The organism is Sphaerisporangium perillae, assembly GCF_023276435.1.
In the GTDB taxonomy this organism is placed as follows: domain Bacteria; phylum Actinomycetota; class Actinomycetes; order Streptosporangiales; family Streptosporangiaceae; genus Sphaerisporangium; species Sphaerisporangium perillae.
Window position 1 is genome coordinate 109,446 of the sequence record NZ_JALLPO010000026.1, and the last position, 25,161, is coordinate 134,606.

The 25,161-nt window shown below is 67.9% G+C and carries 24 protein-coding genes; 14 read left to right on the forward strand and 10 right to left on the reverse strand.

The window, feature by feature from the left end; translation table 11 throughout:
* The first annotated feature begins 65 nt into the window (after positions 1-65).
* On the forward strand, positions 66-218 hold the full coding sequence (locus tag MYF83_RS25235) for a hypothetical protein (protein WP_248963177.1): 153 nt from the start codon (positions 66-68) through the stop codon (positions 216-218).
* Here the strand turns inward: MYF83_RS25235 and MYF83_RS25240 are convergent.
* The 3 genes from MYF83_RS25240 to MYF83_RS25250 form a co-directional block, all read right to left on the reverse strand.
* Positions 197-616, reverse strand: a complete 420-nt coding sequence (locus MYF83_RS25240) for a hypothetical protein (RefSeq protein WP_248963178.1) — start codon at positions 614-616, stop codon at positions 197-199. The two genes, MYF83_RS25235 and MYF83_RS25240, sit on opposite strands and share 22 nt — an antisense overlap.
* Entirely contained in the window at positions 534-1,064 is a 531-nt protein-coding gene (locus MYF83_RS25245; protein WP_248963179.1) for a helix-turn-helix domain-containing protein, read from the reverse strand. Before MYF83_RS25245 ends, MYF83_RS25240 begins: the two co-directional genes overlap by 83 nt.
* Before the next feature lie 595 nt (positions 1,065-1,659).
* Positions 1,660-2,685, reverse strand: a complete 1,026-nt coding sequence (locus tag MYF83_RS25250; RefSeq protein WP_248963180.1) for an aldo/keto reductase — start codon at positions 2,683-2,685, stop codon at positions 1,660-1,662.
* Positions 2,686-2,813: 128 nt separating this feature from the next.
* Here MYF83_RS25250 and MYF83_RS25255 point away from each other — a divergent pair, with 128 nt between their 5' ends.
* Positions 2,814-3,461, forward strand: coding sequence for a TetR/AcrR family transcriptional regulator (locus tag MYF83_RS25255; protein ID WP_248963181.1), 648 nt, complete (start codon positions 2,814-2,816; stop codon positions 3,459-3,461).
* A gap of 141 nt (positions 3,462-3,602) precedes the next feature.
* Here the strand turns inward: MYF83_RS25255 and MYF83_RS25260 are convergent, their stop codons facing one another.
* Positions 3,603-4,412 carry an SAM-dependent methyltransferase gene (locus tag MYF83_RS25260; RefSeq protein WP_248963182.1) on the reverse strand — a complete coding sequence of 270 codons (810 nt, stop codon included), beginning with the start codon at positions 4,410-4,412 and terminating at the stop codon, positions 3,603-3,605.
* Between the two features lie 545 nt (positions 4,413-4,957).
* The gene (locus tag MYF83_RS25265; RefSeq protein ID WP_248963183.1) at positions 4,958-5,467 is read right to left on the reverse strand and encodes an Lrp/AsnC family transcriptional regulator; all 510 of its coding nucleotides are present in this window, start codon (positions 5,465-5,467) and stop codon (positions 4,958-4,960) included.
* A 114-nt stretch (positions 5,468-5,581) separates the two neighbouring features.
* On the opposite strand from MYF83_RS25265, the gene MYF83_RS25270 reads away from it, so the two are divergent.
* The 5 genes from MYF83_RS25270 to MYF83_RS25290 all read left to right on the forward strand — a co-directional run bounded on the left by MYF83_RS25270 (position 5,582) and on the right by MYF83_RS25290 (position 10,807).
* Positions 5,582-6,643 (forward strand): Glu/Leu/Phe/Val family dehydrogenase, encoded by a 1,062-nt coding sequence (locus tag MYF83_RS25270; RefSeq protein ID WP_248963184.1) that lies wholly within the window; start codon positions 5,582-5,584, stop codon positions 6,641-6,643.
* Positions 6,644-6,680: 37 nt separating this feature from the next.
* On the forward strand, positions 6,681-7,235 hold the full coding sequence (locus MYF83_RS25275; protein WP_308201501.1) for a DinB family protein: 555 nt from the start codon (positions 6,681-6,683) through the stop codon (positions 7,233-7,235).
* A 305-nt stretch (positions 7,236-7,540) separates the two neighbouring features.
* Complete coding sequence (locus MYF83_RS25280) at positions 7,541-7,849, forward strand: hypothetical protein (RefSeq protein WP_248963185.1); 309 nt, start codon at positions 7,541-7,543, stop codon at positions 7,847-7,849.
* 439 nt (positions 7,850-8,288) lie between these two features.
* Complete coding sequence (locus MYF83_RS25285) at positions 8,289-9,245, forward strand: Rossmann-fold NAD(P)-binding domain-containing protein (protein WP_248963186.1); 957 nt, start codon at positions 8,289-8,291, stop codon at positions 9,243-9,245.
* 287 nt (positions 9,246-9,532) lie between these two features.
* Positions 9,533-10,807: a glycoside hydrolase family 18 protein gene (locus MYF83_RS25290; protein ID WP_372500233.1), complete on the forward strand. Its 1,275-nt coding sequence runs from the start codon at positions 9,533-9,535 to the stop codon at positions 10,805-10,807.
* A 198-nt stretch (positions 10,808-11,005) separates the two neighbouring features.
* On the opposite strand, the gene MYF83_RS25295 is transcribed toward MYF83_RS25290, so the two are convergent.
* Positions 11,006-12,061, reverse strand: a complete 1,056-nt coding sequence (locus tag MYF83_RS25295) for an AfsR/SARP family transcriptional regulator (RefSeq protein WP_248963188.1) — start codon at positions 12,059-12,061, stop codon at positions 11,006-11,008.
* Positions 12,062-12,083: 22 nt separating this feature from the next.
* The gene (locus MYF83_RS25300) at positions 12,084-12,263 is read right to left on the reverse strand and encodes a hypothetical protein (protein ID WP_248963189.1); all 180 of its coding nucleotides are present in this window, start codon (positions 12,261-12,263) and stop codon (positions 12,084-12,086) included.
* A 167-nt stretch (positions 12,264-12,430) separates the two neighbouring features.
* Between MYF83_RS25300 and MYF83_RS25305 the strand changes: the two genes are divergently transcribed.
* From MYF83_RS25305 to MYF83_RS25315, 3 genes are read left to right on the forward strand one after another with little or no spacing between them, the layout of a single operon-like run.
* Positions 12,431-14,146, forward strand: coding sequence for a glycoside hydrolase family 3 protein (locus MYF83_RS25305; protein WP_248963190.1), 1,716 nt, complete (start codon positions 12,431-12,433; stop codon positions 14,144-14,146).
* Between the two features lie 26 nt (positions 14,147-14,172).
* On the forward strand, positions 14,173-15,456 hold the full coding sequence (locus tag MYF83_RS25310) for an exo-beta-N-acetylmuramidase NamZ family protein (RefSeq protein WP_248963191.1): 1,284 nt from the start codon (positions 14,173-14,175) through the stop codon (positions 15,454-15,456).
* Between the two features lie 2 nt (positions 15,457-15,458).
* Positions 15,459-17,183 carry a serine hydrolase domain-containing protein gene (locus MYF83_RS25315; protein WP_248963192.1) on the forward strand — a complete coding sequence of 575 codons (1,725 nt, stop codon included), beginning with the start codon at positions 15,459-15,461 and terminating at the stop codon, positions 17,181-17,183.
* 111 nt (positions 17,184-17,294) lie between these two features.
* On the opposite strand, the gene lysA is transcribed toward MYF83_RS25315, so the two are convergent.
* From lysA to MYF83_RS25330, 3 genes are all read right to left on the reverse strand, one after another.
* Positions 17,295-18,617: a diaminopimelate decarboxylase gene (lysA, locus tag MYF83_RS25320; protein WP_248963220.1), complete on the reverse strand. Its 1,323-nt coding sequence runs from the start codon at positions 18,615-18,617 to the stop codon at positions 17,295-17,297.
* 80 nt (positions 18,618-18,697) lie between these two features.
* Positions 18,698-18,937, reverse strand: a complete 240-nt coding sequence (locus MYF83_RS25325; RefSeq protein ID WP_248963193.1) for an SAV_915 family protein — start codon at positions 18,935-18,937, stop codon at positions 18,698-18,700.
* Between the two features lie 326 nt (positions 18,938-19,263).
* Positions 19,264-19,860: a class I SAM-dependent methyltransferase gene (locus MYF83_RS25330; RefSeq protein WP_248963194.1), complete on the reverse strand. Its 597-nt coding sequence runs from the start codon at positions 19,858-19,860 to the stop codon at positions 19,264-19,266.
* A gap of 478 nt (positions 19,861-20,338) precedes the next feature.
* On the opposite strand from MYF83_RS25330, the gene kdpF reads away from it, so the two are divergent.
* The 4 genes from kdpF to MYF83_RS25350 are packed head-to-tail and all read left to right on the forward strand — an operon-like array spanning position 20,339 to position 25,118.
* A complete protein-coding gene (gene kdpF, locus MYF83_RS25335; RefSeq protein WP_248963195.1) occupies positions 20,339-20,428 on the forward strand; it encodes a K(+)-transporting ATPase subunit F in 90 nt (29 codons plus the stop codon).
* Positions 20,428-22,089 carry a potassium-transporting ATPase subunit KdpA gene (gene kdpA, locus MYF83_RS25340; protein ID WP_248963196.1) on the forward strand — a complete coding sequence of 554 codons (1,662 nt, stop codon included), beginning with the start codon at positions 20,428-20,430 and terminating at the stop codon, positions 22,087-22,089. The genes kdpF and kdpA overlap by 1 nt, the downstream gene beginning before the upstream one ends.
* The gene (gene kdpB, locus MYF83_RS25345) at positions 22,089-24,239 is read left to right on the forward strand and encodes a potassium-transporting ATPase subunit KdpB (protein WP_248963197.1); all 2,151 of its coding nucleotides are present in this window, start codon (positions 22,089-22,091) and stop codon (positions 24,237-24,239) included. Before kdpA ends, kdpB begins: the two co-directional genes overlap by 1 nt.
* Entirely contained in the window at positions 24,240-25,118 is an 879-nt protein-coding gene (locus MYF83_RS25350; protein WP_248963198.1) for a potassium-transporting ATPase subunit C, read from the forward strand.
* Positions 25,119-25,161 lie beyond the last annotated feature (43 nt).

A 25,161-nucleotide genomic window follows, 5' to 3' on the forward strand; every position in this document is an offset into this window, starting at 1 on the left:
AACTCCAGGACAGCCCAGACGCCAGCCGCCGACCCGGCACCGGTACACCGCGTCCAGATCCGGGGTTGAGGAGCAACGGTACAGCCGTTGGCCCCTTCGACCCGCTGCGCCGCGAGCGCGAGGACGGCCTCGACACCTTGAACCCGGTGATCAAGCAGCCCTGGTTCGGCGCGTCGATGATCCTTTACGGCGCCGGCTACCCCGGCTTCGTCCAGTGAGGGGTCGAGTGCATCGGCGAGCACGGCAGCCTGCGTGGGGCCGCGAAGATGATGCGCGATCTGGATGTCGGCGCGCTCTCCTTCGCGGCCTCACGGCTCATAGTGCTGACGATCTTGGGACCGCGGGCGGCCAGATCGTCGTGCAACTCGGTGACCTTGGCGGTGGTGGTGTCGGCGTATTCGCGGGCTTGCTCCGGCAGGCTCTTGACAACGGTTTCGCGCGCCTTGCCCGGCAGCTCCTTGGCAGTCTCGCGGACCTCACCCTGGTGGGCCCGTAGCTGCTTCTGCAGCCGCTTACGCAGCTCGCGCAGGTTCTCAACGGCGTAGTCGCCTGCGCCCGCGGTGGCGTAGAACGGCTTGGGCTTGGTGATCTTCTTGACCCGATCGGCGAGCGTCATAGGCACTTGCTCCCTCCCGGAAGTCTGGTACGGCATCGCCGTTGCGGGCGAGCCGCGTCTGTGATCGCGACTCATCGGATGTGTCGACTCGGTCTCCGGAATCTCGGTCCGGTTTCTCCCTTCGGAACGATTCGTAGATGTCGATCAGCACTTGGCGTTGCCGCCAGGTCATATTGGTGTCCGCCCTGATCGCGGCCAGCGCGTCACTGTGGGGACTGCGATCCTCCAACAGCCCCGCCTGCACAGACAGCGCCTGGGCCGAGATGTGCATCCCTCTGGCGATCTGGTGCAGAATCACGGCGCTCGGTTTACGAAGGCCACGCTCGACCTGGCTCAGGTAGGAGTTGTAGACGCCCGCCTGGGCGGCGAGCTGGCGCAGCGACATCTTCGCCTGCTGCCGCTGCCGGCGAATGTATTCGCCGATCAGGCTCCTCCTGCTCAGTGCCATACCCCATCCTCAGCGGCGGTGCTTGCAATTGCGAAATCTGACACACAACAGCCAGCAAAGATGTGTCAGGCTGGTAGCGCCGATAGGACGACCGAGGCGGCCGCGATCGTGAACCGGCGAGGGAATGCCGGTACAAACCCTGACACCAGCCTCGATCAGCAACGTCTTCACGCGTCAGGCGACCAGCACCATTGCTGCGATCGAGGCGTCAACGCTCTTCCCAGACGTAGTCCTCGTCCTCGTCCTCGTTCCAGACGACCGAGGTGTCGTCAGGGTCAGGTAGCAGGTCCTCGTCGTCGACGTCGTCGAGGTGCTCAGGCGTCATGATGTCTCCCCGTCAATGCCGAGGTCGAGGCGGGCCGGCCATCTCTCAGCGCTCTGGTGCAGGTTGCCATGCCTGTCATCCCCGCACCGCTGACCACAACTCCCCTAGATGAGGCAAAAGAACCGATCGAGGAGTCCGGTTTGGCTTTGTCAACCTCATTCGGGGCCACATGACGGCTCGACTCGGACCCACCCGACCCGTCGGCGGGTTCCAGGAGCATGGCGGGCGCTGCGGATGCGCCCGCCGTGCGAGAGCGGTAAGGGGATGCGGTCAGGCGGCGGAGCGTTCATTGACGGGTCGGCGGCGGAGGTTCGAGCGCTGGAGGGCCGGGGGAAGGTAGGCCATGTCGAGCGTGCCGACATCGGTGCCGGGCGGAACGATCTCGTCGATCCGGTCGAGGATCTCGTCGGTGAGCGTGACGTCGACGCCGGCGAGCAGGTCGTCGAGCTGCTCCATTGTGCGCGGCCCGATGATGGCGCTGGTCACGCCAGGATGAGTGATCGCGAACGCCATCGCGAGGTGCGTCATCGGCAGGCCCGCCTCTTCGGCGAGCGGAATGATCTGTTCGACGGCGTCGAGCCGACGCTCGTCACTGAGGTGCTTGAAATAGGCGGCGCGGCGGAGGTCGGTCTGCTGACCCTTGCGGATGCGCCCGGTGAGCATTCCCTGCGCGAGCGGGCTCCACACCATCGTGCCCATCCCGTAGCGTTGGGCGACGGGCAGCACCTCGGTTTCGATGCCGCGGTTGAGGATCGAGTAGGTCGGTTGTTCGGTGCGGAACCTTTCCAGGCCGCGCCGCTCGGCCACCCACTGGGCTTCGATGATGTCGGAGGCGGGCATCGTGGACGACCCGATCGCACGGACTTTACCGCTGTGGATCAGGTCCGAGAGCGCGGAAAGCGTCTCCTCGATGTCGGTGTCGGGATCCGGTCGGTGGATTTGGTAGAGGTCGATGTGGTCGGTCTGCAAGCGACGCAGCGAGTTCTCGACCTCGGTCATGATCCAGCGCCTCGAGTTGCCTCGCTGATTGGGATCATCCCCCATCGGGAGATGCAGCTTGGTCGCAAGGACGACGTCGCCGCGACGCCCCTTGAGCGCCTTCCCCACGATCTCTTCCGACTCGCCGTGGGCGTACGCGTCGGCGGTGTCAACGAAGTTGATCCCTGCATCCAGCGCTCTATGGATGATGCGGATCGAGTCGTCGTGGTCGGGGTTGCCGATGGCCCCGAACATCATTGCGCCGAGCGCGTAGGGACTGACCTTGATGCCGGTCCGGCCGAGGGTGCGGTACTGCATACGGTTTCTCCCGAGGTTGTGGTCGCGGTGTGGTGGGCGTTCTTTCGATGCCGTACCCTGGACCGAAACGGAACGTCTTTCCGGAACTATACGGAAAGGCTTTCCGGAAAAGCAAGCGAGGGAGTGTCGTGACGGAGAACACGGCGCCGACCGGAGTCGACTCGACCGGCTCCGCGGGTCCGGGCGCACTCGAACGCGCGCCGCGTCGGCTGCGCGCCGACGCGCAACGCAACATCGACTCCTTGCTTGAAGCAGCGAAGGCCGTCTTCGGCACGTCAGGCGTGGACGCGCCCGCGAAGGAGATCGCTGATCTGGCCGGCGTCGGAGTGGGAACGCTGTACCGGCACTTCCCGCAGCGCTCGGACCTGGTCAAGGCCGTGTTTCAGCGCGAGGTGGATGCCTGCGCCGACGCGGCCCCGGCGCTGACCGCAGCGCACGAGCCGGGAGTAGCACTCGCGAAGTGGCTCCACCGGTACACCGAGTTCATCGCGACCAAACGAGGACTCGCTACAGCCCTTCACTCGGGCGATCCGGCGTTCGACGCCCTGCCGGGCTACTTCATGCAGCGACTCGGACCCACCCTCGGGTCACTACTCGAAGCCGCGACAGCGAGTGGCGAGATTCGTGCCGACATCAGCCCCAAGGACCTCCTGTACGCCGTCGCCAATCTGTGCCTGCCCGTGGCGGACGAGGGAGTCGCGTACAGCCAACGCATGGTCGCGCTCCTCATCGACGGACTACGCTACGGCGCCGATACGAGCCGGTCTCGCTCCTGAAGTCGTGCCTGCCGGAGCCGATCGTGGCACGGCTGTCGCAGACGCCCCTCGGGCGGGTGGCATTGACCGGCACCCTCTATGGGCGTCCCGAACTCTGCCCGCCCGACGGGGACCTTCTTCTGCCGGCGACCTTGTCGTGCCTTAGGGCTTCCGTCCAACACCGCAGAATCCCGCCACCTCGGGAGGTTCACCGAACGGGATGGCCTCGGGGCGCCACCGTGACATTGAGACCAGGCCCGGCTCGACCAGTTCAAGACCGTCGAAGAACTGGAGGATCTGCGCTTTTGTACGAGCCATGAGCGGAACTGCCGCGTTTGCGTTGTAGTCCGCCTGGGCCGCGGCATTCGCCTCGACGACGTCATGGCTGCCGATGTCGAAGGTGGCGTGGGTGAGCGCCAGGTGCGAACCCGATGGCACGGCCTCGACCAGCTGGGCCACGACCCGGCGCACGAGGTCGAAATCCTCCACGAAGTGGAGGATCCCCAGCAGCATGAGGCCGATCGGCTGGTCGAAGTCCAGCGTGTTGGCGGCCTTGGCCAGGATCATCTCCGGTTCGCGCAGGTCTGCCTCGATGTAGTCGGTGACCCCTGTGCTGCTGTTGAGCAGGGCCTGGGCGTGCACTAGCACGAGGGGGTCGTTGTCGACGTACACGATCCGCGATTCAGGGGCCACCCGCTGGGCGACCTCGTGGGTGTTGTCCATCGTGGGCAAGCCGGTGCCGATGTCCAGGAACTGACGGATGCCTTCCTCGCCGGCCATGTAGCGAACAGCGCGGCCCAAGAAGGCTCGGTCCGTGCGGGCGATCGTATCGATCTGCGGGAAGAGTTCCCGGTATCGCCTGGCGGCCTCCCGGTCGACCTCGTAGTTGTCCTTGCCGCCGAGGAAACAATTCCAGACTCGAGCGCTGTGCGGAACACTGGCGTCGATCTTGCGGGAGGAGTCGTCTGTCACGGGAAGCATCCTGGTGTGTATGGAATTCAGCACGCAAGCACCGGAACGATATCAAGTTGATCACCCGCCACTCCGCTATCCAGACAATGTGATGGCACGCGAGCCCTGATCGGCCGGAGCCGGCCGCCTCTCTCGGCTGCGGGGCGAGAGGCGGCCGGCAGCGAGGACCGATATTGGCCTGACCTGCGGCATGCGCGAGTCACCAGCAGCGCTCTCTCCAGGCCTGCAACAGTAGCCAGCGCGTCGTCGTAGAGAAACGCTGCTCCCCTGCGGAGGTACCCGATGGTGGAGCGCTAGCACGGTAAACGAGCTGTTGCTCAGCTCGGTGTCACTGATTACACCGCCGTCCTGCTTGGGCGATTGAATTGTCGCTGGTAATTGCCATCGAGATGCCGATAGTCGAACTGATCGATCCTCACTCGCGCTGATCGGCGGCGGCGTGCGAACGGTCGGCGCGGTACTTGGTACGGCGCTGCGCGCTGGTCGTACACCCCGGTTGCGCTCTGCCGTGCACCACCGGCATGTCCACCACCACATCTCAGATTTCAGGTCGTTGCGCTGGAGGGCCTCCTGGCAGGCGGCTGTGGGTGGTCGGGCACGTCAGGGAGTCTGGTGGGGGCGGCGTTGTGTACCTGCTGGAAGATCACTGAGGTGCGGAAGCCTGCGATCTCCCGGCGCTTGCTGAGCCGGTCGAGCAGGAAGGCGTGCAGGTGGTCGAGATCCTGGACGGCGACGTGGAGAAGGAAGTCATCGCCGCCGCCCAGCACGAAGACGCTGAGCACTTCGGGCATGGCGCTCGCGGAGTCCTGGAAGGTATCGATGACGGTGCGGCTGAGGGGGCGTACCTGTACCGAGACCATGGCCTGGACGCCGCGGTTGAGCGCGGCCGGGTTGATCTCGGCGTGGTAGCCGCGGATGACACCCCGGCGGGTGAGCGCCCTGACGCGTTCCAGGCAGGTGGAGGGCGCGACGCCGAGTCTGCGTGCCAGTTCGCGGTTGGACTGCCGCGCATCTGTCTGGAGAAGCCGGATGATCTCCGAATCAAGTTCGTCCATGTACGACAGTTTGCCAGCGTTTCCGATCGTTCGTACGGTCAGACCTCCATCACGCGGCCGGATGCCCAATGCTTGCTGGACAACACCGCTCGTATGACACGGAGGTTCGATGGCATGTCCATCCTCGACCACGAACAGGTTCTGATCCGTACGGGACCGCGCTCTGGCCTGCCGGTCATCGTCGCCGTGCATTCGTCCACGCTCGGCCAGGCGGTCGGCGGATGCCGGCTCTGGCGCTACGCCAGCTGGCAGGACGGCCTCACCGACGCGTTGCGCCTGTCGGCCGGCATGACCGCCAAATGCGCCGTGGCCGGGCTGGCGAACGGTGGCGGCAAGACCGTCGTCGCCGTGCCCCAGGGCGCCGAGCTGGACGCAGCCACGCGCCGCGCGGTGCTAGACGACGTGGCCGACACCATCGCGTCACTGGACGGGACGTATGCGACCGGTCCAGACGTCGGAACGACTCCGCAAGACATGGCGGTCATCGGTGAGCGCACCCCTCACGTCTTCTGCAAGCCGGCACAACACGGTGGCAGTGGCGACTCCTCGCCGGCCACCGCGCTCGGCACGCTGGCGGCACTGCACGCGGTACGCCAACGCCTCCACGGCACGCGGACGCTCGCAGGCGTGCGCCTGTCGCTGGTGGGGCTGGGCAGCGTCGGCATGCGGCTGGCGCGCCTGCTCGCCGATGAGGGAGCCGACCTCCTGGTCAGCGACATCGACCCCGCCAAACGGGCAGGAAGCGAGGAACTCGGCGCCACCTGGGCTTCGCCCGAACAGGCCCTCACCGCGGACGTCGACATCCTCGTCCCTGCCGCGCTCGGCGGCGTCCTCACCGAGGACGTCGTGCCGCATCTGCGCTGCGCCGCCATCGCGGGGCCGGCCAACAACCAGCTGGCCACCGCAGCCGTCGGTGACCTCCTGCACCAGCGCGGCATCGTCTGGGTGCCCGACTACGTCGTCAGCGCGGGCGGAGTCATCAACGCGGTCACCAGGGAGCTGCACCACGAAACCCCCGACGAGGCACGCGAACGCGTCGAGGCCATCGAGCACACCGTCGCCGACCTCCTCGACACGGCGGAACACCGACAGATGACACCCGCCCAGGCCGCGACGGAACTGGCCCGGCTCCGCCTCGACGCCCCTCCCTCCACCCCGCGACCCACGTCCACCTGAGCAAGAACGGAAGATCCACAGGAAAGGTTCATTGATCTTGAGCAACTCCGGCCGCGCCAGAAAAGCCGAATTCTTCGCCGGCGACCATGAGCGTCGCTTCCGTTATCCCGCCACCGGCGACGAGCGGAGCATGCTCCTCAACGTCCTCAGCTCGCACCGTGCGACGCTGGAGTTGAAGTGCACGGGCCTGAACGCCGAACTGGCCCGGCGGTCCGTGGAGCCCTCCACGCTCTCGCTGCTCGGACTGATCCGCCACCTCGCCGACGTGGAACGCCGCTGGTTCCGGCAGGTGATGGCCGGGCACGACGCACCTGCCCGCTTCTCCTCCGACCAGAACCCCGACGAGGACTTCGACGGCGCCGTAGCCGACCCCGCCGTCATCACCGCCGCCTGGCAGGCCTGGCGGGAGGAGGTGGCCTTCGCCGACAGCTACGTCACCGCCGCTGCCGACCTCGACATCACCGGCAAGGACGCATGGCGCGGAACGGTGTCGCTGCGCTGGGTGCTCATTCACATGATCGAGGAGTACGCCCGGCACAATGGCCACGCCGACCTGCTCCGCGAACGCATAGACGGAGCAACGGGCGTGTGAGGGCTCGGCGTAAATCTGCTCCAGCAGCTCGCGGGCCTTGCGACCTGCTCACGCCGGACGGCGTGGCGTCGGGCCCGCGAGTCAGTCGGACGTTCATTCGAACTGTTCGGAACAAATCGGGAAGATCCGACTAAAACATATAATAAGAGGTTAAATAGCTGGAAAGACGTCAGTATCCTCGTTTGTCGTATCGGGCGCCCGGAAAGACCCTACATGGGCCAGCTCTTAACGAGTCGCCTGGGCATTTATCTCGAATCAGCGCGATAAATGCCTCTGTAGGGCGACCGACGTCAAAGGGGAACGCAATGCCCGGTATCAAGAAATACGCCGCAACGCTCGCTGCCACGGCCGTGCTCACCGGTGGTCTTGTCGGCCTGAGCGCCGCAATGGCCACCAGCGCCACCGCGTCCACCGCCGTCACCGCCGGTGGCTGGGGAGAGCGCCACGACAAGTGGGACCGCAACTACGACAAGTGGGACCGCTATGACAAGTGGGACCGCAACTACGACAAGTGGGACCGCTATGACAAGTGGGACCGCCACGACAAGAGGGAGAGCTACGACGAGGGGCGGCGATGGGGCTACAGCAGTTGGGACGGCTTCGACTGTTGGTGATCGATCTCCGGGCCGCCGTAGTATGACGACCGCAGTCCAGCACCACTACAAGAAGCGACCGGCGAGTTGGTTCCGCGACCGATCCGCCGGAGAATTAGGTGGTCCCTTTGCCCGGGCGGTTTCCCCTGCCCGGGCACTTTCCGTTTTCTTCCGGTGAGTGGCCCATTCCCGGACTGGTCGGCGTGCGAAGTAGGCGGTTGATCACTGTTCAGCGTTTCCTCCCTGGGACTGAAGCCCGGGGTTCTCCACGCTCAAGAGAGGTGAGCCGTACACCAGAAGTACGTCGGAGGGATCGGCCGGATCTCATCCAGTGACCCAGACTCGCGAGGAGCAGGTAAGCACCCGGAGCCGACAGCGCCGGGGAAGAAATGCCGGGCCGGCTTTGCGCTGGGAGTGAAGGGATGGAGTTCACCCAGACCACGTGGGTCAGGATGGGGGGATGCGGACACTTGTTCTGGGTGGTACGAGGTTCCTGTCCAGGGAGATCGCACGGCAGGCGCGCGATCGCGGGCACGAGGTGGTGTGCGCGGCTCGCGGGCTCGCGGGCGATCCGCCGGCGGATGTTGAGTTCGTCCGGGTCGATCGGAGTGAGGACGGCGGGCTGGCGCCGGTGGAGGGGCCGTTCGACCTTGTCATCGACGTCGCCAGGCATCCGAGCCTGGTGCGGCGAGCCGTCATGGAGCTCGCGGGTCGCGCCGGTCACTGGACGTTCGTGTCGTCGTGCAGCGTCTACTCCGACTTCGGTGAGGCCAACCAGGTCGTGCACGAGCCGCTGGCCCCCGATGCCGACGAGACCGACCCGGAGAACTACGGGCCGGCCAAGGTGGCGTGCGAGCAGATCGTCGGTGATGGGGCGCTCGTCGTGCGTGCCGGGCTGATCGTGGGCCCGGAGGACCAGTTCGACAGGTTCACCTACTGGGTCGACCGGCTGGCGCGTGGCGGGCCCGTGCTGGCTCCTGGGTCACCCGACGAGCTCGTGCAGCTCGTCGACGTGCGCGATCTGGCCGCTTGGACGCTCGACTCGGCGGAGAAAGGGCTCGCCGGGCCGTACGATGCGATCTCCATGCCGTTCAGCAGGGGCAAGCTGCTGGCGGAGATCGCCGAGGGCCTGGAGGTGGAGCCCGAGTTGGTCTGGGCTGATCAGGAGTTCCTCGTCGAGCAGAAGGTGGAGCCGTGGATGGGGCCGCGGTCGCTGCCGATGTGGCTGCCGTTGCCCCAATATGCCGGCTTCATGACCCGCGACACCGCCGCCACGCTGGCCGCCGGGCTGCACATCCGCCCGGTCGCCGATACGGCTCGCGACACGCTCGCCTGGCAGCGCGAGTCCGGCCACACGGTGAGCCGCTCCGGCCTCACGACCGCCGAAGAAGCCGAGCTTCTTCGAATGCTTGGTTGATACAGCGGGGTGGTGTCGAAGCTCATCGACATCGACTCGCGAGTGGATCAAGCCGGCGCCCACGTTCGCGGACATGTGGTGCTGGTTCTCAGATCCCATTATCCGCTCGCCTGATCACGCACCAGGTCGCCGCTTGACCGGGCGCGCCGCGCCGGACATCTCAGAAGGCGGTGAATCCGGCAAGGCGCGCACGAAGGCATTGACGGCCCGGACGGCGGACTCTACGATCCGGGAACGACTTATAGGAAACTTTCCTATGAGTAAGCAAGCAGCGAGTGGAGATGGCTGTGCGACGTCCTTTCCAGCACCTTGTCACAGCGGCGCTCGCCGTCGGCCTAGCTGCGGTGGCCGTACCCGCGCAGGCGCAGACCACGTACCCGGACGGCGGCGACCGGTTCAAGCGGGTCGCGTACTTCATCCAGTGGGGCATCTACGCCCGGAACTTCCATGTCAAGGACGTGGACACCAGCGGAGCCGCGGCCAAGCTCACCCACATCAACTACGCCTTCGGCAACGTCGGCGCCGACGGCACGTGCGTCTCGGCCGACCCCTGGGCCGACTGGCAGCGGCCCGTGTCCGCTGAGGAGAGCGTGGACGGCGTGGCCGACCAGCCGGGCCAGGCGCTCAACGGCAACCTCAACCAGTTCAGGAAGCTCAAGGGCAAGCACCCCGGCCTCAAGGTGCTGATCTCGCTCGGCGGCTGGACCGGATCGAAATACTTCTCCGACGCGGTCCTCACTCCCGATTCCCGTAGCAAGCTGGCCGCTTCCTGCGTCGGCCTGTGGCTCAAGGGCGACCTGCCCGGCCTGCCCGCGGGAACGGGCGCGGGGGTCTTCGACGGGATCGACCTGGACTGGGAGTGGCCGGGCTCGGAAGGCAACACCGGCAATGTCGTCCGTCCCGAGGACAAGCGGAACTTCACGCTCTTCGCCGCCGAACTGCGCCGCCAGATGAAGGAGTACGACCCGAAGAGTCAGCTCACCGCGTTCCTGCCGGCCGCCGCGGCGAAGATCGACTCAGGCTTCGAGGTCCGCGACGTCTTCCGCAGCCTCGACTTCGCCACGATCCAGGGATACGACCTGCACGGGTCCTGGGAGAACAGGACCGGCCACAACGGCAACCTGTTCACCGACCGCAAGGACCCGAACCCGGTGAAGTACAGCGTCGACACCACCGTCGGCGACTACCTGTCGCGCGGCGCCCCCGCCAGGAAGATCGTGGTCGGCGTCCCCGCGTACGGCCAGGGCTGGACCGGCGTGAAGTCCACCGGCGACGGGCTGTACGAACAGGCCACCGGCCCGGCCCCCGCCACCTGGGCGCCGGGCACCGAGGACTACAAGATCCTGGTCAACAAGCCGGGCAAGCGGTATCGCGACCTGCGTACCGGCACGCAGTGGCTGTACGACGGCAACGAATTCTGGTCGTACGACGACCCGGCGACGCTGCTGGAGAAGGCCGCCTACATCAGGCTGAAGGGGCTCGGCGGCTCGATGATGTGGTCGATCGACCAGGACGACGCCAAGGCGTCTCTGACCTCGGCACTCCACAAGGTCCTGCGCTGACGCTACGGGCACTCGGTACGGAGCATTCCGTCCGGGTGCCCTTCGCCGTCCTGTCCGATACGCGTCCGGGACCGGTTCGTAAGCTCCGGAGATGGCGGAGCATCGTCTGCGACACTCTCGGCCCGCTCGACCTGCGGGTCCGGCGTGGCGGCGCAGCCTCGACCGCATCCGCTCCTACCGGGCCGACCGGATCGTCGACTACACCGTCACCCCCCCTCCCGCAGGCGGTCGACCGGCGGCCGCCCGCTGCCCCCGATCTGGAGCCCGTTCTCGCGCAGGCCGAGCGCGCCCAGCAGCGCCTGCGACAGGGCGGCGCCATCGCGCAGCGCGGCTCAACTCCACAAAGCACACCTCATGGGCCGCGACAGCGGCGACTTCGATGGACAGCCGGGTCTTGCCTACGCCGCCGGGACCGATCAGCGTGACCAACCGGGCCACGCGCAGCAGATCGGCGACCTCGTCCATCTCCTCGGCGCGGCCGACGAAAGCCGTCAGCTGGGCGGGCGGCGCGGTGGGCGACGGCGACGGATCGGCGCTCAGCAACTCTCGGTGGAGCGCCGTGAGCTCGGCCGAGGGATCGGCGCCCAGCTCGTCGGCCAGACGCCGCCTGGTCTCCTCGAACACCACGAGCGCCGCGGCCTGCCCGCCCTCGGCGAACAGTGCCCGCATCAGCAGCCCCGCCAGCCGTTCCCGGAGCGGATGGCGGCCGACCATCTCGCGCAACTCGGGTACGGCCGCGCGGTGCTCGCCGAGCCGGAGTCCACCCTCGATCCGGTCTTCGATCGCCCCGAGCCGCTGCTCCTCCAGCCGCACGGCGCTCGCCTGGGCCGTCCGGCTCCCGGCGAGGTCCGCCAGCGCCGGTCCCCGCCACAGCTCCAGCGCCTCGCGCAGCAGCGCGACCGCCTGTTCGGCGTCGCCATCGCGCAGCGCGGCCCGGCCTTCCCGGGCCAGCCGCTCAAATCGGCAGGCGTCCACGTCCTCACCAGGGACCACGATCCGGTAGCCCGCCCCGGCACGCTCGATCGAGGCCGCCGAGCCGAGGGCCGTGCGCAACCGGGACACCTGGGACTGCAGCGCGTGCGCCGACAGCGCCCCGTCCGGGTCGATCTCGTCGGCCAGCCGGTCAGCCGACACGACCTCGCCGGGGCGCACCAGCAGCAGGGCCAGCAGCGCGCGGCGGGCCGGGCCGCCCAGCGGAACCTCGGCCCCGTCCTCGCGCCACGCCCGGGTCTGGCCAAGGATTCCGAACCGCATGCCGGTGATTATCCACCGGTGATCACGCGGGGGCGATGGGGGAGAGGTAGGTCCCACCCGAGACGTCGATGGTCTGGCCGGTCACCCGCCGGCCCTGCGGCCCGGCCAGGTAGCCGACGACGTCGGCGAGGTCCTTCGCCTCGCGAGGTTTCCGGCAAGAAAGCGTTGACCATCCGATCGGATGTAAGTAACTTCCAGGCAACGCGATGACCTTGCATGAAATTTACCTACATGCGAGGGGTTGGAGGAAAGATGCGTCACCGGCGGTTACTGGCTCTGGCGGCAGCGGTGGTTCTGGGGGTGGGGGCGGCGCCGGCCGTACACGCTGACCAGGGGAAGGATCCCTGGATCCTCAACAAGATCGCGAGCATGAGCCTCGAGGAGAAGGTCGGGCAGCTCTTCGTGGCGGACGTCTACGGGGAGAGCGGGGACACGGCCAACCCGGCCGACGTGGCCGCGAACCAGGCGATGTACGGGCCGGACGTCAAGAACGGCGACGACCTCATCGCCAAGTACAACCTCGGCGCGATCCTCTACTTCCGGTGGGCGAACAACCTGAACGACCCCGTCAAGACGGCGGGGCTCTCCAACGACCTGCAGCGGGCGGCGCTGGCGCAGCCGGCGAAGATTCCGCTGCTGATCGCCACCGACCAGGAGCACGGCGCCGTCTACCGGCTGGACGAGCCGTTCACCGCGTTCCCCGGGCAGATGGCGCTCGGGGCGACCCGCAGCGCGGGTCAGGCGCTCACCACGGGGATGGTCACCGGCCGGGAGCTGGCCGCGCTCGGCATCAACCAGGACTACGCGCCGGTCGCCGATGTCAACATCAACCCGGGCAACCCGGTGATCGGCGTCCGCTCGTTCGGGGAGAACACCGAGCTCGTGTCGGACCTGACGCGAGCGTCCGTCCGCGGCCTGCAGCAAGGCGGCGTCTCGGCGAGCCTGAAGCACTTCCCGGGCCACGGCGACACAGTCAACGACAGTCACAACAGCGTGCCCTGGATCTTCCACACGAAGGAGCAGTGGGAGCGGATCGACGCGCCGCCGTTCCGGGCCGGCATCGCCGCGGGCGCCGACATGATCATGACGGCGCACGTCATCATGCCGTACCTGCAGAGCGACTGCGACGTGGTGACCCAGCAGGGCTGCGACCCCGCGACGCTCGACCCGGAGATCATGACCGGGCTGCTCCGCGGCGAGCTCGGCTACGACGGCGTCGTGGTCACCGACTCGCTGTCCATGCAGGGCGTGCGCGACAAGTACGGCGACGACCGCATCCCGGTGCTCGCGCTCAAGGCCGGGGTCGACCTGCTCATGATGGTCGACGACACGACCAGCACGATCTCCCTCGACGTCGCCTACAACGCCGTACTGAACGCCGTCCGCTCGGGCGAGCTGACCGAGGATCGCATCGACGAGTCCGTCTACCGGGTCCTGCGCCTCAAGAAGCAGCGCGGCTTCTTCCACGGTGACCAGCAGGTCCCCGAGGGCAAGGTGCTCGACCGCCTCGGCACCCCGGCGCACAAGGCGCTCGCGCGAGCGGTCGCCGACCACAGCGTGACGCTCGTGCGGAACAACGCCGGCGTACTGCCGCTGAAGAACACAGGGCAGCGGGTGCTGGTGACCGGCTACCGCAACGTCACGCCGCCGTCCATCAAGATCCCGCCGACCGAGCGGCTGGCCAAGGCGATCAGCGATCTGGGGGTCACCACCGAGTTGTTCGAGACGGGGACGGCCCCCAACGCGGCCACCGTCAACGCCGCGGTGGCCAAGGCCGGCGCCAGCGATCTCGTCGTGGTCACCACGGTGAACTCCAAGACCTCGGCCTCCCAGCGCAACCTGGTCAACGCGCTCCTCGCCACCGGCAAGCCCGTCGTCATCGTCGCCACCCGGAACCCCTACGACATCGCGGACTTCCCCGACGCTCCGACGAACCTCGCGACGTACTCGTGGGAGAAGCCGGCGATGGAGGCCACCGCGCGGGTACTGTTCGGCCGGACCCACCCCAGGGGCAAGCTGCCGGTGACGATCCCGGCCGCCGACGGCTCCGTCCTCTACCCCTACGGACACGGCCTGAGCTACTGACCCTCCCCAGAACGGAGCAACACCTGATGGGCCAGCTCTTCTCCCGGCGGGCCGTGCTGTCCACCACGGCCGTCGCCATGGCCGGGACAGGCATGGGCATCCCCCAACTCGACCATCATCCACAGCCCCGCAAGTTCCAGACCGGCGTCCAGGTCCTGATGGCCGGCGACTACGAGCTCGTGCGGGGCCAGAAGGTCGGCATCGTGACCAACCCGACCGGCATCCTGCCGGACCTCGGCCACGAGGTCGACGTGATGGCCGCCGGCGACGGGATCGATCTCGTCGCGGTGTTCGGCCCCGAGCACGGGTTCCGTGGCACGGCTCAGGCCGGTGGCTCCGAGGGTTTCTACGTGGACGAGCAGACCGGGCTGCCGGTCTACGACACCTACCTGAAGAGCGGCCAGGCGCTGGCCGACATCTTCACCAGGTCGGGCGTGGACACGATCATGTTCGATATCCAGGACGCGGGCGCCCGGTTCTACACCTACATCTGGACGTTGTTCGACTCCATGCAGGCCGCGGCGCTGGCCGGCAAGCGGTTCGTCGTCCTCGACCGGCCCAACCCGATCACCGGCCGCCGGGCGTACGGGCCTGTCATGACCCCGCAGTTCTCCACGTTCGTCGGCCGGGAGGCGATCTCCCAGGCACACGGCATGACCGTCGGCGAGCTGGCGAAGCTGTTCAACGCCGAGTTCCTGGACCAGCCGGTGGATCTCACGGTCGTGAAGATGCGCGGCTGGAAGCGGGACCTGACGTACGAGGACACCGGCCTGCCCTGGGTCCTGCCGTCACCGAACATGCCGACCGTGGACACCGCGTTCGTCTACTCCGGCACCGGCATGTTCGAGGGCACCAACCTGTCGGAGGGACGCGGCACGACCCGGCCCTTCGAGCTCATCGGTGCCCCGTACGTCGACCACCGGTGGGCGGACGCGCTCAACGCGCTGGGCCTGCCCGGCGCCGGGTTCAGGCCGGCGTACTTCACGCCCACGTTCTCCAAGCACGTGAACAAGCTGTGCGGCGGGGTGCAGCTGTACGTCACAGACCGGGAGGTGTTCGACCCGGTCAAGACGGGCATCGCGATGATCGTCACGGCGAAGCGGCTCTACCCGAACGACTTCGCCTGGCGATACGACACCTCCGACCCGGCCCGGCCGTACTGGATCGACAAGCTGACCGGCTCGACCCAGGTCCGGACCGACATCGACGCCGGGAAGAGCCCGGACGAGGTCGAGGCCGGCTGGGCCGACGCGCTCAAGGCGTTCGCCGAGACGCGCGAGAAGTACCTGATCTACCGTGGAGGGGACTAGCGGTGCGAGCTCTGCCCGTCCTCCTGGTCGCGGTGGCGCTCACCGTGGCGACCCCCCTGTCCGCGTCGGCGGCCGCCGACGGCCCGCCGACCGTCACCATCGGCGACGTGCACTTCGCCGGCAAGCAGCTGCGGTACGGCGACGCCGGCATGGCGGGCCTGGTCCCCGAGCACGTGGACCGGATCGCGCCCGACGCCGCGAGGTTCATGGAGCCGTCGCCGACGCGGCCGCTCTACGCGGGCGCGGTCGTGATCGCGGGCCGGGACGGCGTGATCGCGACCCACGAGGCGATGGGGAAGGCGGTCCGCTACGCCGACTCCACGCCCACCGAGCTGCCGCCGGACCAGCAGATCCCGATGCGCAAGGACACGATCTTCGACATGGCGTCGGTGTCCAAGCTGTTCACCTCGATCGTGGCCGTGCGGCAGATCGAGCAGGGCCGGATCGGGATCGACACCCCGGTGACCGAGTACATCCCCGAGTTCGCGGCGAACGGCAAGGGTGGCATCACGGTCCGGAACCTGCTCACCCATACGTCGGGGCTGCCGGCGTGGACACCGCTGTACAACTACCCGACCATTGAGGAACGGTACGCCGCGGCCTGGAACGTCGCGCCGACGAACCCGCCGGACACGGTCTACCGCTACTCCGACCTCAACCTGATCACGCTCGGCGTGATCGTGGAGCGGGTGACCGGAAAGCGGCTCGACGCGGTCGTCGCGGAGAACCTGACCGGGCCGCTCGGGATGCGCGACACCGGGTACAACCCCGACCCGGCGCTCAAACCGCGGATCGCCGCCACCGAGTACCAGACCACGACGGAGCCCGACCGCGGCATGGTCTGGGGCCAGGTGCACGACGAGAACGCCTGGTCGCTCGGCGGGGTCGCGGGCCACGCCGGGGTCTTCTCCACGGCCTACGACATGGCGATCCTGGCCCAGACACTGCTCAACGGCGGTCACTACGGCAAGGCGCGCATCCTGTCGAAGGACTCGGTGCGGCTGCTGCTGACGAACTTCAACACCGCCTTTCCCGGCAACTCGCACGGCCTCGGCTTCGAGCTCGACCAGATGTGGTACATGGACGGGCTCTCCTCGCCGGTGACCGGCGGGCACACCGGCTACACCGGGACGTCGTTCGTCATCGACCCGCTGTCCGGCTCGTTCGTCATCCTGCTGACCAACCGGGTGCACCCCAGCCGGGACTGGGGCTCCAACAACCCGGCCCGCCGGGCGGTCGCCCGCGACCTGGCGCTGGCCATTCCGGTACGGCCGGCCAAGGGGCAGGATGCGTGGTTCTCCGGAGTCGGGGACGCCCGGACGGCGACGCTGACGCTACCGGTCGGCGCGCCGCAGGGCGGCCGGCTCTCCTTCGCCCTGTGGTACGACACGGAGGCGGACTCCGACATCGGGTCCTTTGAGGCCAGCACCGACGGCGGGGCTAACTGGAGCCCGGTGCCGATGGAGCTGAGCGCCGGCCCGCACCGCTGGTCGTCGGACGGCACGTTCTCGGGTTTCGAGGGCCGTCAGTGGCTACGTGCGCAGGCCGACCTCCCGGCAGGGACCACCGGACTGCGGTGGCGCTACGTGAACGACCCGCTCTACCAGGGCCGCGGCGTGTACGTGGACATGGTCCGGATCAGCGGGCCGGGGGTTCACTTCGAGGACCAGAACCCGCACGACGCGGACCTGTTCATCGCCGACGGCTGGACCCGATCCACGTATTGACCCCCAACTCGCAGCGATTGTCACGTTGTCCTATACGGCGGAAGTTCCGCAGGACCTCCTCATTGGCAGGCGTGGGCGGCCCCCCGAAGGTTCGGAGGGCCGCAACACTCCTCACAGCCCCACATCGCGGCGCATCAGGTCTTCGGGCTCTTCCCTGCGGACGATCAGCCGTGGCCCGCTTGGTCCGACGGCTACCACGGGGGGACGTCCGGTGAGGTTGTAGGTGGAGGCCATCGAGTGGTGGTAGGCGCCGGTGGCCGCCACGGCGATCAGGTCGCCGGGGTGGACGTCGGCCGGGAGCGGGACGCCTTCGGCGAGGGTGTCCCCGGTCTCGCAGTGGTGACCGACCACGGTCACGTCGCGCATGCCGCCCTGGGACCTACGGCCGATCAGACGGGCCTCGTAGGGGGACCCGTACAGCGCGTGGCGCGGGTTGTCGCTCATGCCACCGTCGACCGCGACGTAGGTGCGATCGAGCCCCTTCTTCACGGCGATGACCCGGTACAGGGTGAGGCCGGCGGGACCGCTGATCGCCCGCCCCGGCTCGACGATCAGCCTCGGCAGGGGAAGGCCGAGACCGGCGCAGCGCTCCTCGACGGCGGTGGTGAGCCGCTGGGCGAAGCCGGTAACCTCGAGTCCCTGCTCTCCTTGGAGGTAGGGGATTCCGTGGCCGCCGCCGAGGTCGAGTTCCGGCAGCACGACCCCGTGGGTCTCCCGGATCCGGGCCATCTGCTCGACCATCACCCGCGCGGCGGCCTCGTACGGCAGCGCGGTGGTGATCTGCGAGCCGAGATGGCAGTGCAGGCCGGCCAGTTGGAGGGCGGGTTGCGCGAGCACGCGGGCAACCGCGTCGCCGGCGGCGCCGGTGGCGATCGACAGGCCGAACTGCTGGTCCTCCCTGCCTGTGCGCACGGCAGCGTGGGCGCCGGCGGTGATGTCGGGGATGACCCTGATCAGCACCTTCTGCCGCCGGCCGAGCGGGACCAGCGCGGCCAGCCGGCTGATCTCGGCGAGGTTGTCGATCACGATCCGTCCGACGCCTTCGGTGACCGCGGTCTGCAGTTCGTGGGTGGTCTTGGCGTTGCCGTGGAAGATGATCCGCTCGGCGGGGAACCCCGCGGAGAGCGCGACCGCCAACTCGCCGCCGCTGCACACGTCCAGGCTCAGCCCTTCGGCTCGCATCCAGTCGGCCATGGCCCGGCACAGGAAGGCCTTGGCCGCGTACGCGATCTCGGCACCGGGCAGTGCGGTTCGGTAGGTGCGGCAGCGCAGGCGGACGTCGGTCTCATCGAGCACGTAGGCGGGGGTGCCGAACTGCTGAGCGATCCGCACGAGGGGAACACCGGCCAGGGTGGCTTCCCCTTCGGGCCCGAACCAGGTCGCCGTGGACCACGGTCCTCGGGCGATCTCGGCGATGGAGGGCATGGAAGTCATGGCGGTCACGCGGGCCTCGCTTCGAGCTGGGTTTCCTTCGGGATTTCCTGGGTGCTGCAGGTCTTGGGCCAGGACGCACATCACGCCACCCGCAGATGGCGGACGCGGTAGCCCTGCTCGCGTTGCCGTGCCGGCATGGTCCCGGCGGGATCGACGACGATGCCCGTCACGCCGACGTCGGTGAGCATGTGCCGCAGTGCGGTCTCGCTGAGGCGGATCCACCGGTGCTCGGTGCCGAGCACCCGGGCCAGGGCGAGGGGCGTGGAGAACGCGACGGCCGTCCGTTTGCCCGCCGCCGTGCGGAACAGGCGGAGTGACACCGCCGTCCTTCCTGCGCGTACCGGAACGACTAAGAGTGGATCGCCCATGATTTCCTCCCCGTTATTGGCCTTTTACGGCGGGTCGAAGCACCTGAAATCACAATATGAGGACATAGCGGGCATATGGTGCTATCTTGACGCACTTCCGACGGCATCCCCCGCAGAACTGACGCCTTCTTGACGAGGGCCGGAGCGAGGCCGGCCGCAGGATGCGGTAGCCGTCGGATCAGGGGCGAAAGCGGTAGCCCATTCCCGGCTCGGCCCAGGACAGGTAGGCACGCATGCCGCCACGCGCGGGAACCTCACCCGGATATTCCCGCACGGGACTACCGCGACCGGGCGATGCCGAGGACGTGGCTGACCAGGTAGAGGGAGAAGTGGTCCAGTCGTTCCATGACGAAGCCCGCTGCTCTGATGGGAGCGAGGACGTCATGAGCCGGGTGGCAGCCGCCGCACATCCGTGACCACGCCGGGGTGATCAGGCGCTCGGCCAGCGTGATGGCCGGGTTACAGGACCGCTGGTGCTCGTAGAACCGCAGCCGGCCTCCCGGGCGCAGGACCCGTCTGACCTCGGCGAGAGCCGCCTGCGCCTGGGGCGCGCAGCACAGGACGAGCGAGCAGACCACGGTGTCACAAGACGCGTCGGGAACCGGTAGCCGCGCCGTGGTGCCGTCGATGACGCGCACGGGAATCGGAACTCCTGCCGCGACGTCCTTCGCCGTGGCACGGAGGAAGGGGTCGGAATCGACGAGGATGATCTCCTCGGTGCCAGGCGGGTAACAGGTGAGTTTGACGCCGTCACCGGCTCCGATCTCCAGAACCCGTCCGGTCAGCCCGTCCATCAGGTGCCGGCGCTCCGGGGTCGGGCGGGAGCCTTCCGCACGGCCGAAACGGACAGGGCGCGGGTGGTGGAACTGTTCCATGCCCCATCCACAGGCAGGTCTCATATCGGCGGGCGCACTGAGCAAGGTCGGGCGTACTGTCATGTTTACTCCTGAACTCGACACCCTCACTTTGGGGCCGCTCCGCCCTGTTCCGTGCGGTCGATATGGGATTCCTACGGGTTACCGGCCGATTCATGCGCTCTCTTGACGCCTGCCCTGGTCTGGACCCCAGGCCTTGCACATGGTGCCCGCCGGCCGCTCACCCGCGAGGCGTCGGATCGTCCTGGGTGGTGTAGAGATCGCGTCAATAATCGGGCTGGGTTCGTATGAAACCCGTCAAGACGCGCTAAAAGCCCGAAATCTAGCGGTTTGCTGCTTCAAGGCCGCCCATCCTGGGCGGCCTTGAAGCATGCTCATCCGGAATCTGAGGAGTGGGGATGGCTGACGTCATCTTCGTCGCCCTGACGATCGTGATATTCGTGATCCTCGGGCTCGTGGTAAAGGCGGTGGAGCGCCTGTGAGCGCTGTCAACGCCACCGGGCTGGTGGTCGCCGCCGCCCTCGTGGTCTTCATGGTCGCCGCCTTGCTGTTCCCGGAGCGCTTCTGATGTCGCCGACCTTCGCCGGGATCCTGTTCATAGGGTCCCTCGTCGTCGCGCTGGTGCTGACGCACCGGCCGGTCGGCGACTACATGTACCGGGTCTACACCAGTGCGAGGCATCTGGCGTTCGAGCGGGTGATCTACCGGCTCATCGGGGTCCGGGCGGACACCGAGCAGCGATGGAGCGTCTACGCCCGGAGCGTGCTGGCGTTCTCCGCCGTCTCCATCCTGTTCCTGTACGCCTTCCAGCGCCTGCAGGACAAGCTGTTCCTGTCGCTCGGGTTCGACGCCGTCCCCAGCCACATCGCGTGGAACACCGCGGTCAGCTTCGTCACCAACACCAACTGGCAGGCGTACTCGGGTGAGTCCACGATGGGTCACCTGGTGCAGATGGCCGGCCTGGCCGTGCAGAACTTCGTGTCGGCCGCGGTCGGCATGTCCGTGGCGGTCGCGCTGGTGCGCGGGTTCGCCCGCAAGCGGACCGAGAACCTCGGCAACTTCTGGGTGGACCTGGTCCGTGGCACCGTCCGCATCCTGCTGCCGATCGCGTTCATCGGTGCGATCGTCCTGGTGGCGGGTGGCCTGATCCAGAACCTCTCCGGCGTCCACGATGTCGCCACGCTGGCCGGGGGCACGCAGCACATCACCGGCGGCCCGGTGGCCAGTCAGGAGGTCATCAAGGAGCTCGGCAACAACGGCGGCGGCTTCTACAACGCCAACTCCGCCCACCCGTTCGAGAACGCCAACAGCTGGACGAACTGGTTCGAGATCTTCCTGATCCTGGTGCTGCCGTTCGCGCTGCCCCGCACGTTCGGCCGGATGGTGGGCGACAAACGGCAGGGTTATGCGATCGCCGCGGTCATGGGCATCCTGGCCTTCACCAGCGTCGCCGTGCTGACCGGGCTGGAGATCGCGCACAACGGCACCGTCCCGCAGGCGGTCGGCGCCGCGATGGAGGGCAAGGAGGTCCGGTTCGGCGTCGCCAACTCCGGCACCTTCGCCGCGGCCACGACGCTGACCTCGACCGGCGCGGTCAACTCCTTCCACGACTCGTTCACCGCGCTCGGTGGCATGCTCACCATGTTCAACATGATGCTGGGCGAGGTGGCGCCCGGCGGGGTGGGCGCGGGTCTGTACGGCATGCTCGTGCTGGCGGTGATCACGGTCTTCGTCGCCGGCCTGATGGTGGGCCGCACGCCGGAGTACCTCGGCAAGAAGATCGGCGCCCGCGAGATCAAGCTGGCGTCGATGTACTTCCTCACCACGCCGGTGCTCGTGCTGATCGGCACGGCGCTGGCCATGGGCTCGGCCGAGCAGCGGGCGAGCATGCTCAACAGCGGCCCGCACGGGTTGTCGGAGGTGCTCTACGCCTTCACCTCCGCCTCCAACAACAACGGCTCGGCGTTCGCCGGCATCACCGTGAACACCCCGTGGTATGACACCGCGCTGGGGCTGTGCATGGCCTTCGGCCGCTTCCTGCCGATTGTCTTCGTGATCGCACTGGCAGGCTCGCTGGCCAAACAGGCGCCGGTCCCCGCGTCGGCGGGCACGCTGCCCACCCACCGGCCGCAGTTCGTCGGCATGGTCGTCGGCGTGACGATCATCCTGGTCGCCCTGACATTTCTCCCCGCCCTGGCGCTGGGGCCGCTCGCAGAAGGAATCTCCTAATGGCAACCCCCATGCTGCGACAAGCGCCGGGCCGTGCACCTGAGCCGCAGAAGAACGGCAAGGTGGGCGGTGGTCTGCTGGACCCCAAGCAGCTTGTGATCTCGCTGCCGGACGCGCTGCGCAAGCTGAACCCGACCACGCTGTGGCGCAACCCGGTCATGTTCATCGTCGAGATCGGCGCGGTGTTCACCACCGTCCTGGCGGTAACCGATCCGTCGATCTTCGCCTGGGCGATCGTGGTCTGGCTCTGGCTGACTGTGGTGTTCGCCAACCTGGCTGAGGCCGTGGCCGAGGGCCGGGGCAAGGCTCAGGCGGCCACCCTCCGCGCCGCCAAGCGTGACACCACAGCGCGCCGGATCGAGGGCTGGCAGGCAGGCCAGGTCGCCGTCTCGTGGGACACCGTGGGTGCCCCCGAGCTCAAGCAGGGCGACTTCGTGGTCGTCGAGGCAGGGGAGATCATCCCGGGCGACGGTGATGTGGTGGAGGGCATCGCCAGCGTGGACGAGTCGGCCATCACCGGCGAGTCCGCCCCGGTGATCCGCGAGTCCGGTGGCGACCGCTCGGCGGTGACCGGCGGCACCAAAGTGCTGTCGGACCGGATCGTCGTCCAGATCACCCAGAAACCGGGCGAGAGCTTCATCGACCGCATGATCGCCCTGGTCGAGGGCGCCAACCGGCAGAAGACCCCCAACGAGATCGCCCTGAACATCCTGCTGGCCGCGCTGACGATCATCTTCCTCGTCGCCACCGCCACCATGCAGCCGCTGGCCATCTTCTCCAAGGCCCAGAACCCGGGCATCCCCGACTCGCTCGCCCTTACCGGGGACGGCGTCACGGGAATCGTCCTGGTGTCGCTGCTGGTCTGCCTGATCCCGACCACGATCGGCGCGCTGCTGTCGGCCATCGGCATCGCGGGCATGGACCGGCTGGTGCAGCGGAACGTGCTCGCCATGAGCGGCCGCGCGGTCGAAGCCGCGGGCGACGTCAGCACCCTGCTGCTGGACAAGACCGGCACCATCACGCTGGGCAACCGGCAGGCGTCGGAGTTCGCGCCGGCGCCCGGCGTCACCGCCGGCGAGCTGGCAGCCGCGGCGCAGCTGGCGAGCCTCGCCGACGAGACCCCCGAAGGCCGCTCCATCGTGGTGTACGCCAAGCAGGCCTACGGTCTGCGCGTGCGGCAGCCGGGCGAGCTCGCCCACGCCGAGTGGATCGCCTTCACCGCCCAGACCCGCATGTCGGGCGTGGACGTGGACGGCCGCCAGGTCCGCAAGGGCGCCGCCACCGCGGTCATGAAATGGGTGCGCGACAACGGCGGCCGTCCCACCGAAGAGGTCGGTGACCTGGTGGACGGCATCTCCGCCTCCGGCGGGACACCTTTGGTAGTGGGCGAGGTGCTGGACGGCAAGGCACGGGTCCTTGGGGTGATCCACCTCAAGGACGTCGTCAAGCAGGGCATGCGCGAGCGGTTCGACGAGATGCGCAAGATGGGCATCCGAACCGTGATGATCACCGGGGACAATCCGCTGACCGCCAAGGCCATCGCCGATGAGGCGGGGGTCGACGACTTTCTGGCGGAGGCGACCCCGGAGGACAAGCTGGCACTGATCCGCAAGGAGCAGGAGGGCGGCCGGCTGGTCGCGATGACCGGGGATGGCACCAATGACGCCCCGGCGCTGGCGCAGGCCGATGTGGGCGTCGCGATGAACACCGGCACCTCGGCCGCCAAGGAGGCCGGGAACATGGTGGACCTGGATTCCAACCCGACCAAGCTCATCGAGATCGTGGAGATCGGCAAGCAGCTGCTGATCACCCGCGGGGCGTTGACGACGTTCTCCATCGCCAACGACATCGCCAAGTACTTCGCGATCATCCCCGCGATGTTCGCCGCGGTCTACCCAGGTCTGGACACGCTGAACATCATGCGGCTGGCGAGCCCGCAGTCGGCGATCCTGTCGGCGGTCATCTTCAACGCCCTGGTGATCATCGCGTTGATCCCGCTGGCCCTGCGCGGCGTCAGGTACCGCCCCTCCAGCGCGTCCAAGCTGCTCAGCCGCAACCTCTACGTCTACGGCCTGGGCGGCATCATCGTGCCGTTCATCGGAATCAAGCTCATCGACCTGCTCATCCACTTCCTTCCGGGGATGTCATAAATGGAACGCCTGCCAAGCTGGATCCGCCAGCACCTGGCCGCGCTGCGCGCGCTGCTGGTGCTGACCGTGGTGACCGGCATCATCTATCCCCTGGTGGCCACCGGGGTCGCCCAGGCGCTGTTCAACGGCAACGCCAACGGCTCGATCGTGCAGAAGGACGGCAAAGACGTGGGCAGCTCCCTGGTCGGACAGTTGTTCACCGACAAGGACGGCAATCCCGTCAAGAAGTACTTCCAGAGCCGCCCCTCCGCCGCCGGTGACGGCTACGACATGGAGTCGACAGCCGCTGGCAACCTGGGCCCGGAGGACATCGTGGACACCCTGGCGGTGCCCGGAGCCAAGGACTCTGAGGGCAACCCCGACACCGGTAAGCAGAGCCTGCTCACCCAGGTCTGCGCCCGCAGCAAGGCGGTCGGCGAGTTGGAGGGCGTCAGCGGCGCGCGGCCGTACTGCACGGCCGACGGCGTGGGCGCGGTGCTGAAGGTCTTCCCGGCCGTCGGCACGCCCACGCGGGCGGTCAGCGTCAACCAGGCCTGCCCCGCGACCCCCTTCATCGCCGAATACCAGGGGGTGAAGGTGGAGTGCGGCAAGCCCGGCGAGGACTACGCGGCCGGCCGCACGGTCGCGATCCGCGGCTCGGGCAAGGCCGTGGTGCCCGCCGACGCGGTCACCGCCAGCGGCTCCGGCCTCGACCCGCACATCTCCGTGGCCTACGCCGATCTGCAGGCCGGCCGGGTCGCCAAGGAGCGCGGCCTCACATCGGACCGGGTGAAGGCCCTGATCCGGGAGAACACCACCGGCCGGAGCCTCGGCTTCATGGGCGAGCCCGGGGTGAACGTCCTCCAGCTCAACCTGGCCCTCGACCGGCTCAAGGGTTAAGGCGATGAATGCCGTTCGGGCGCCGTGGCGTGCTGAACTGAGG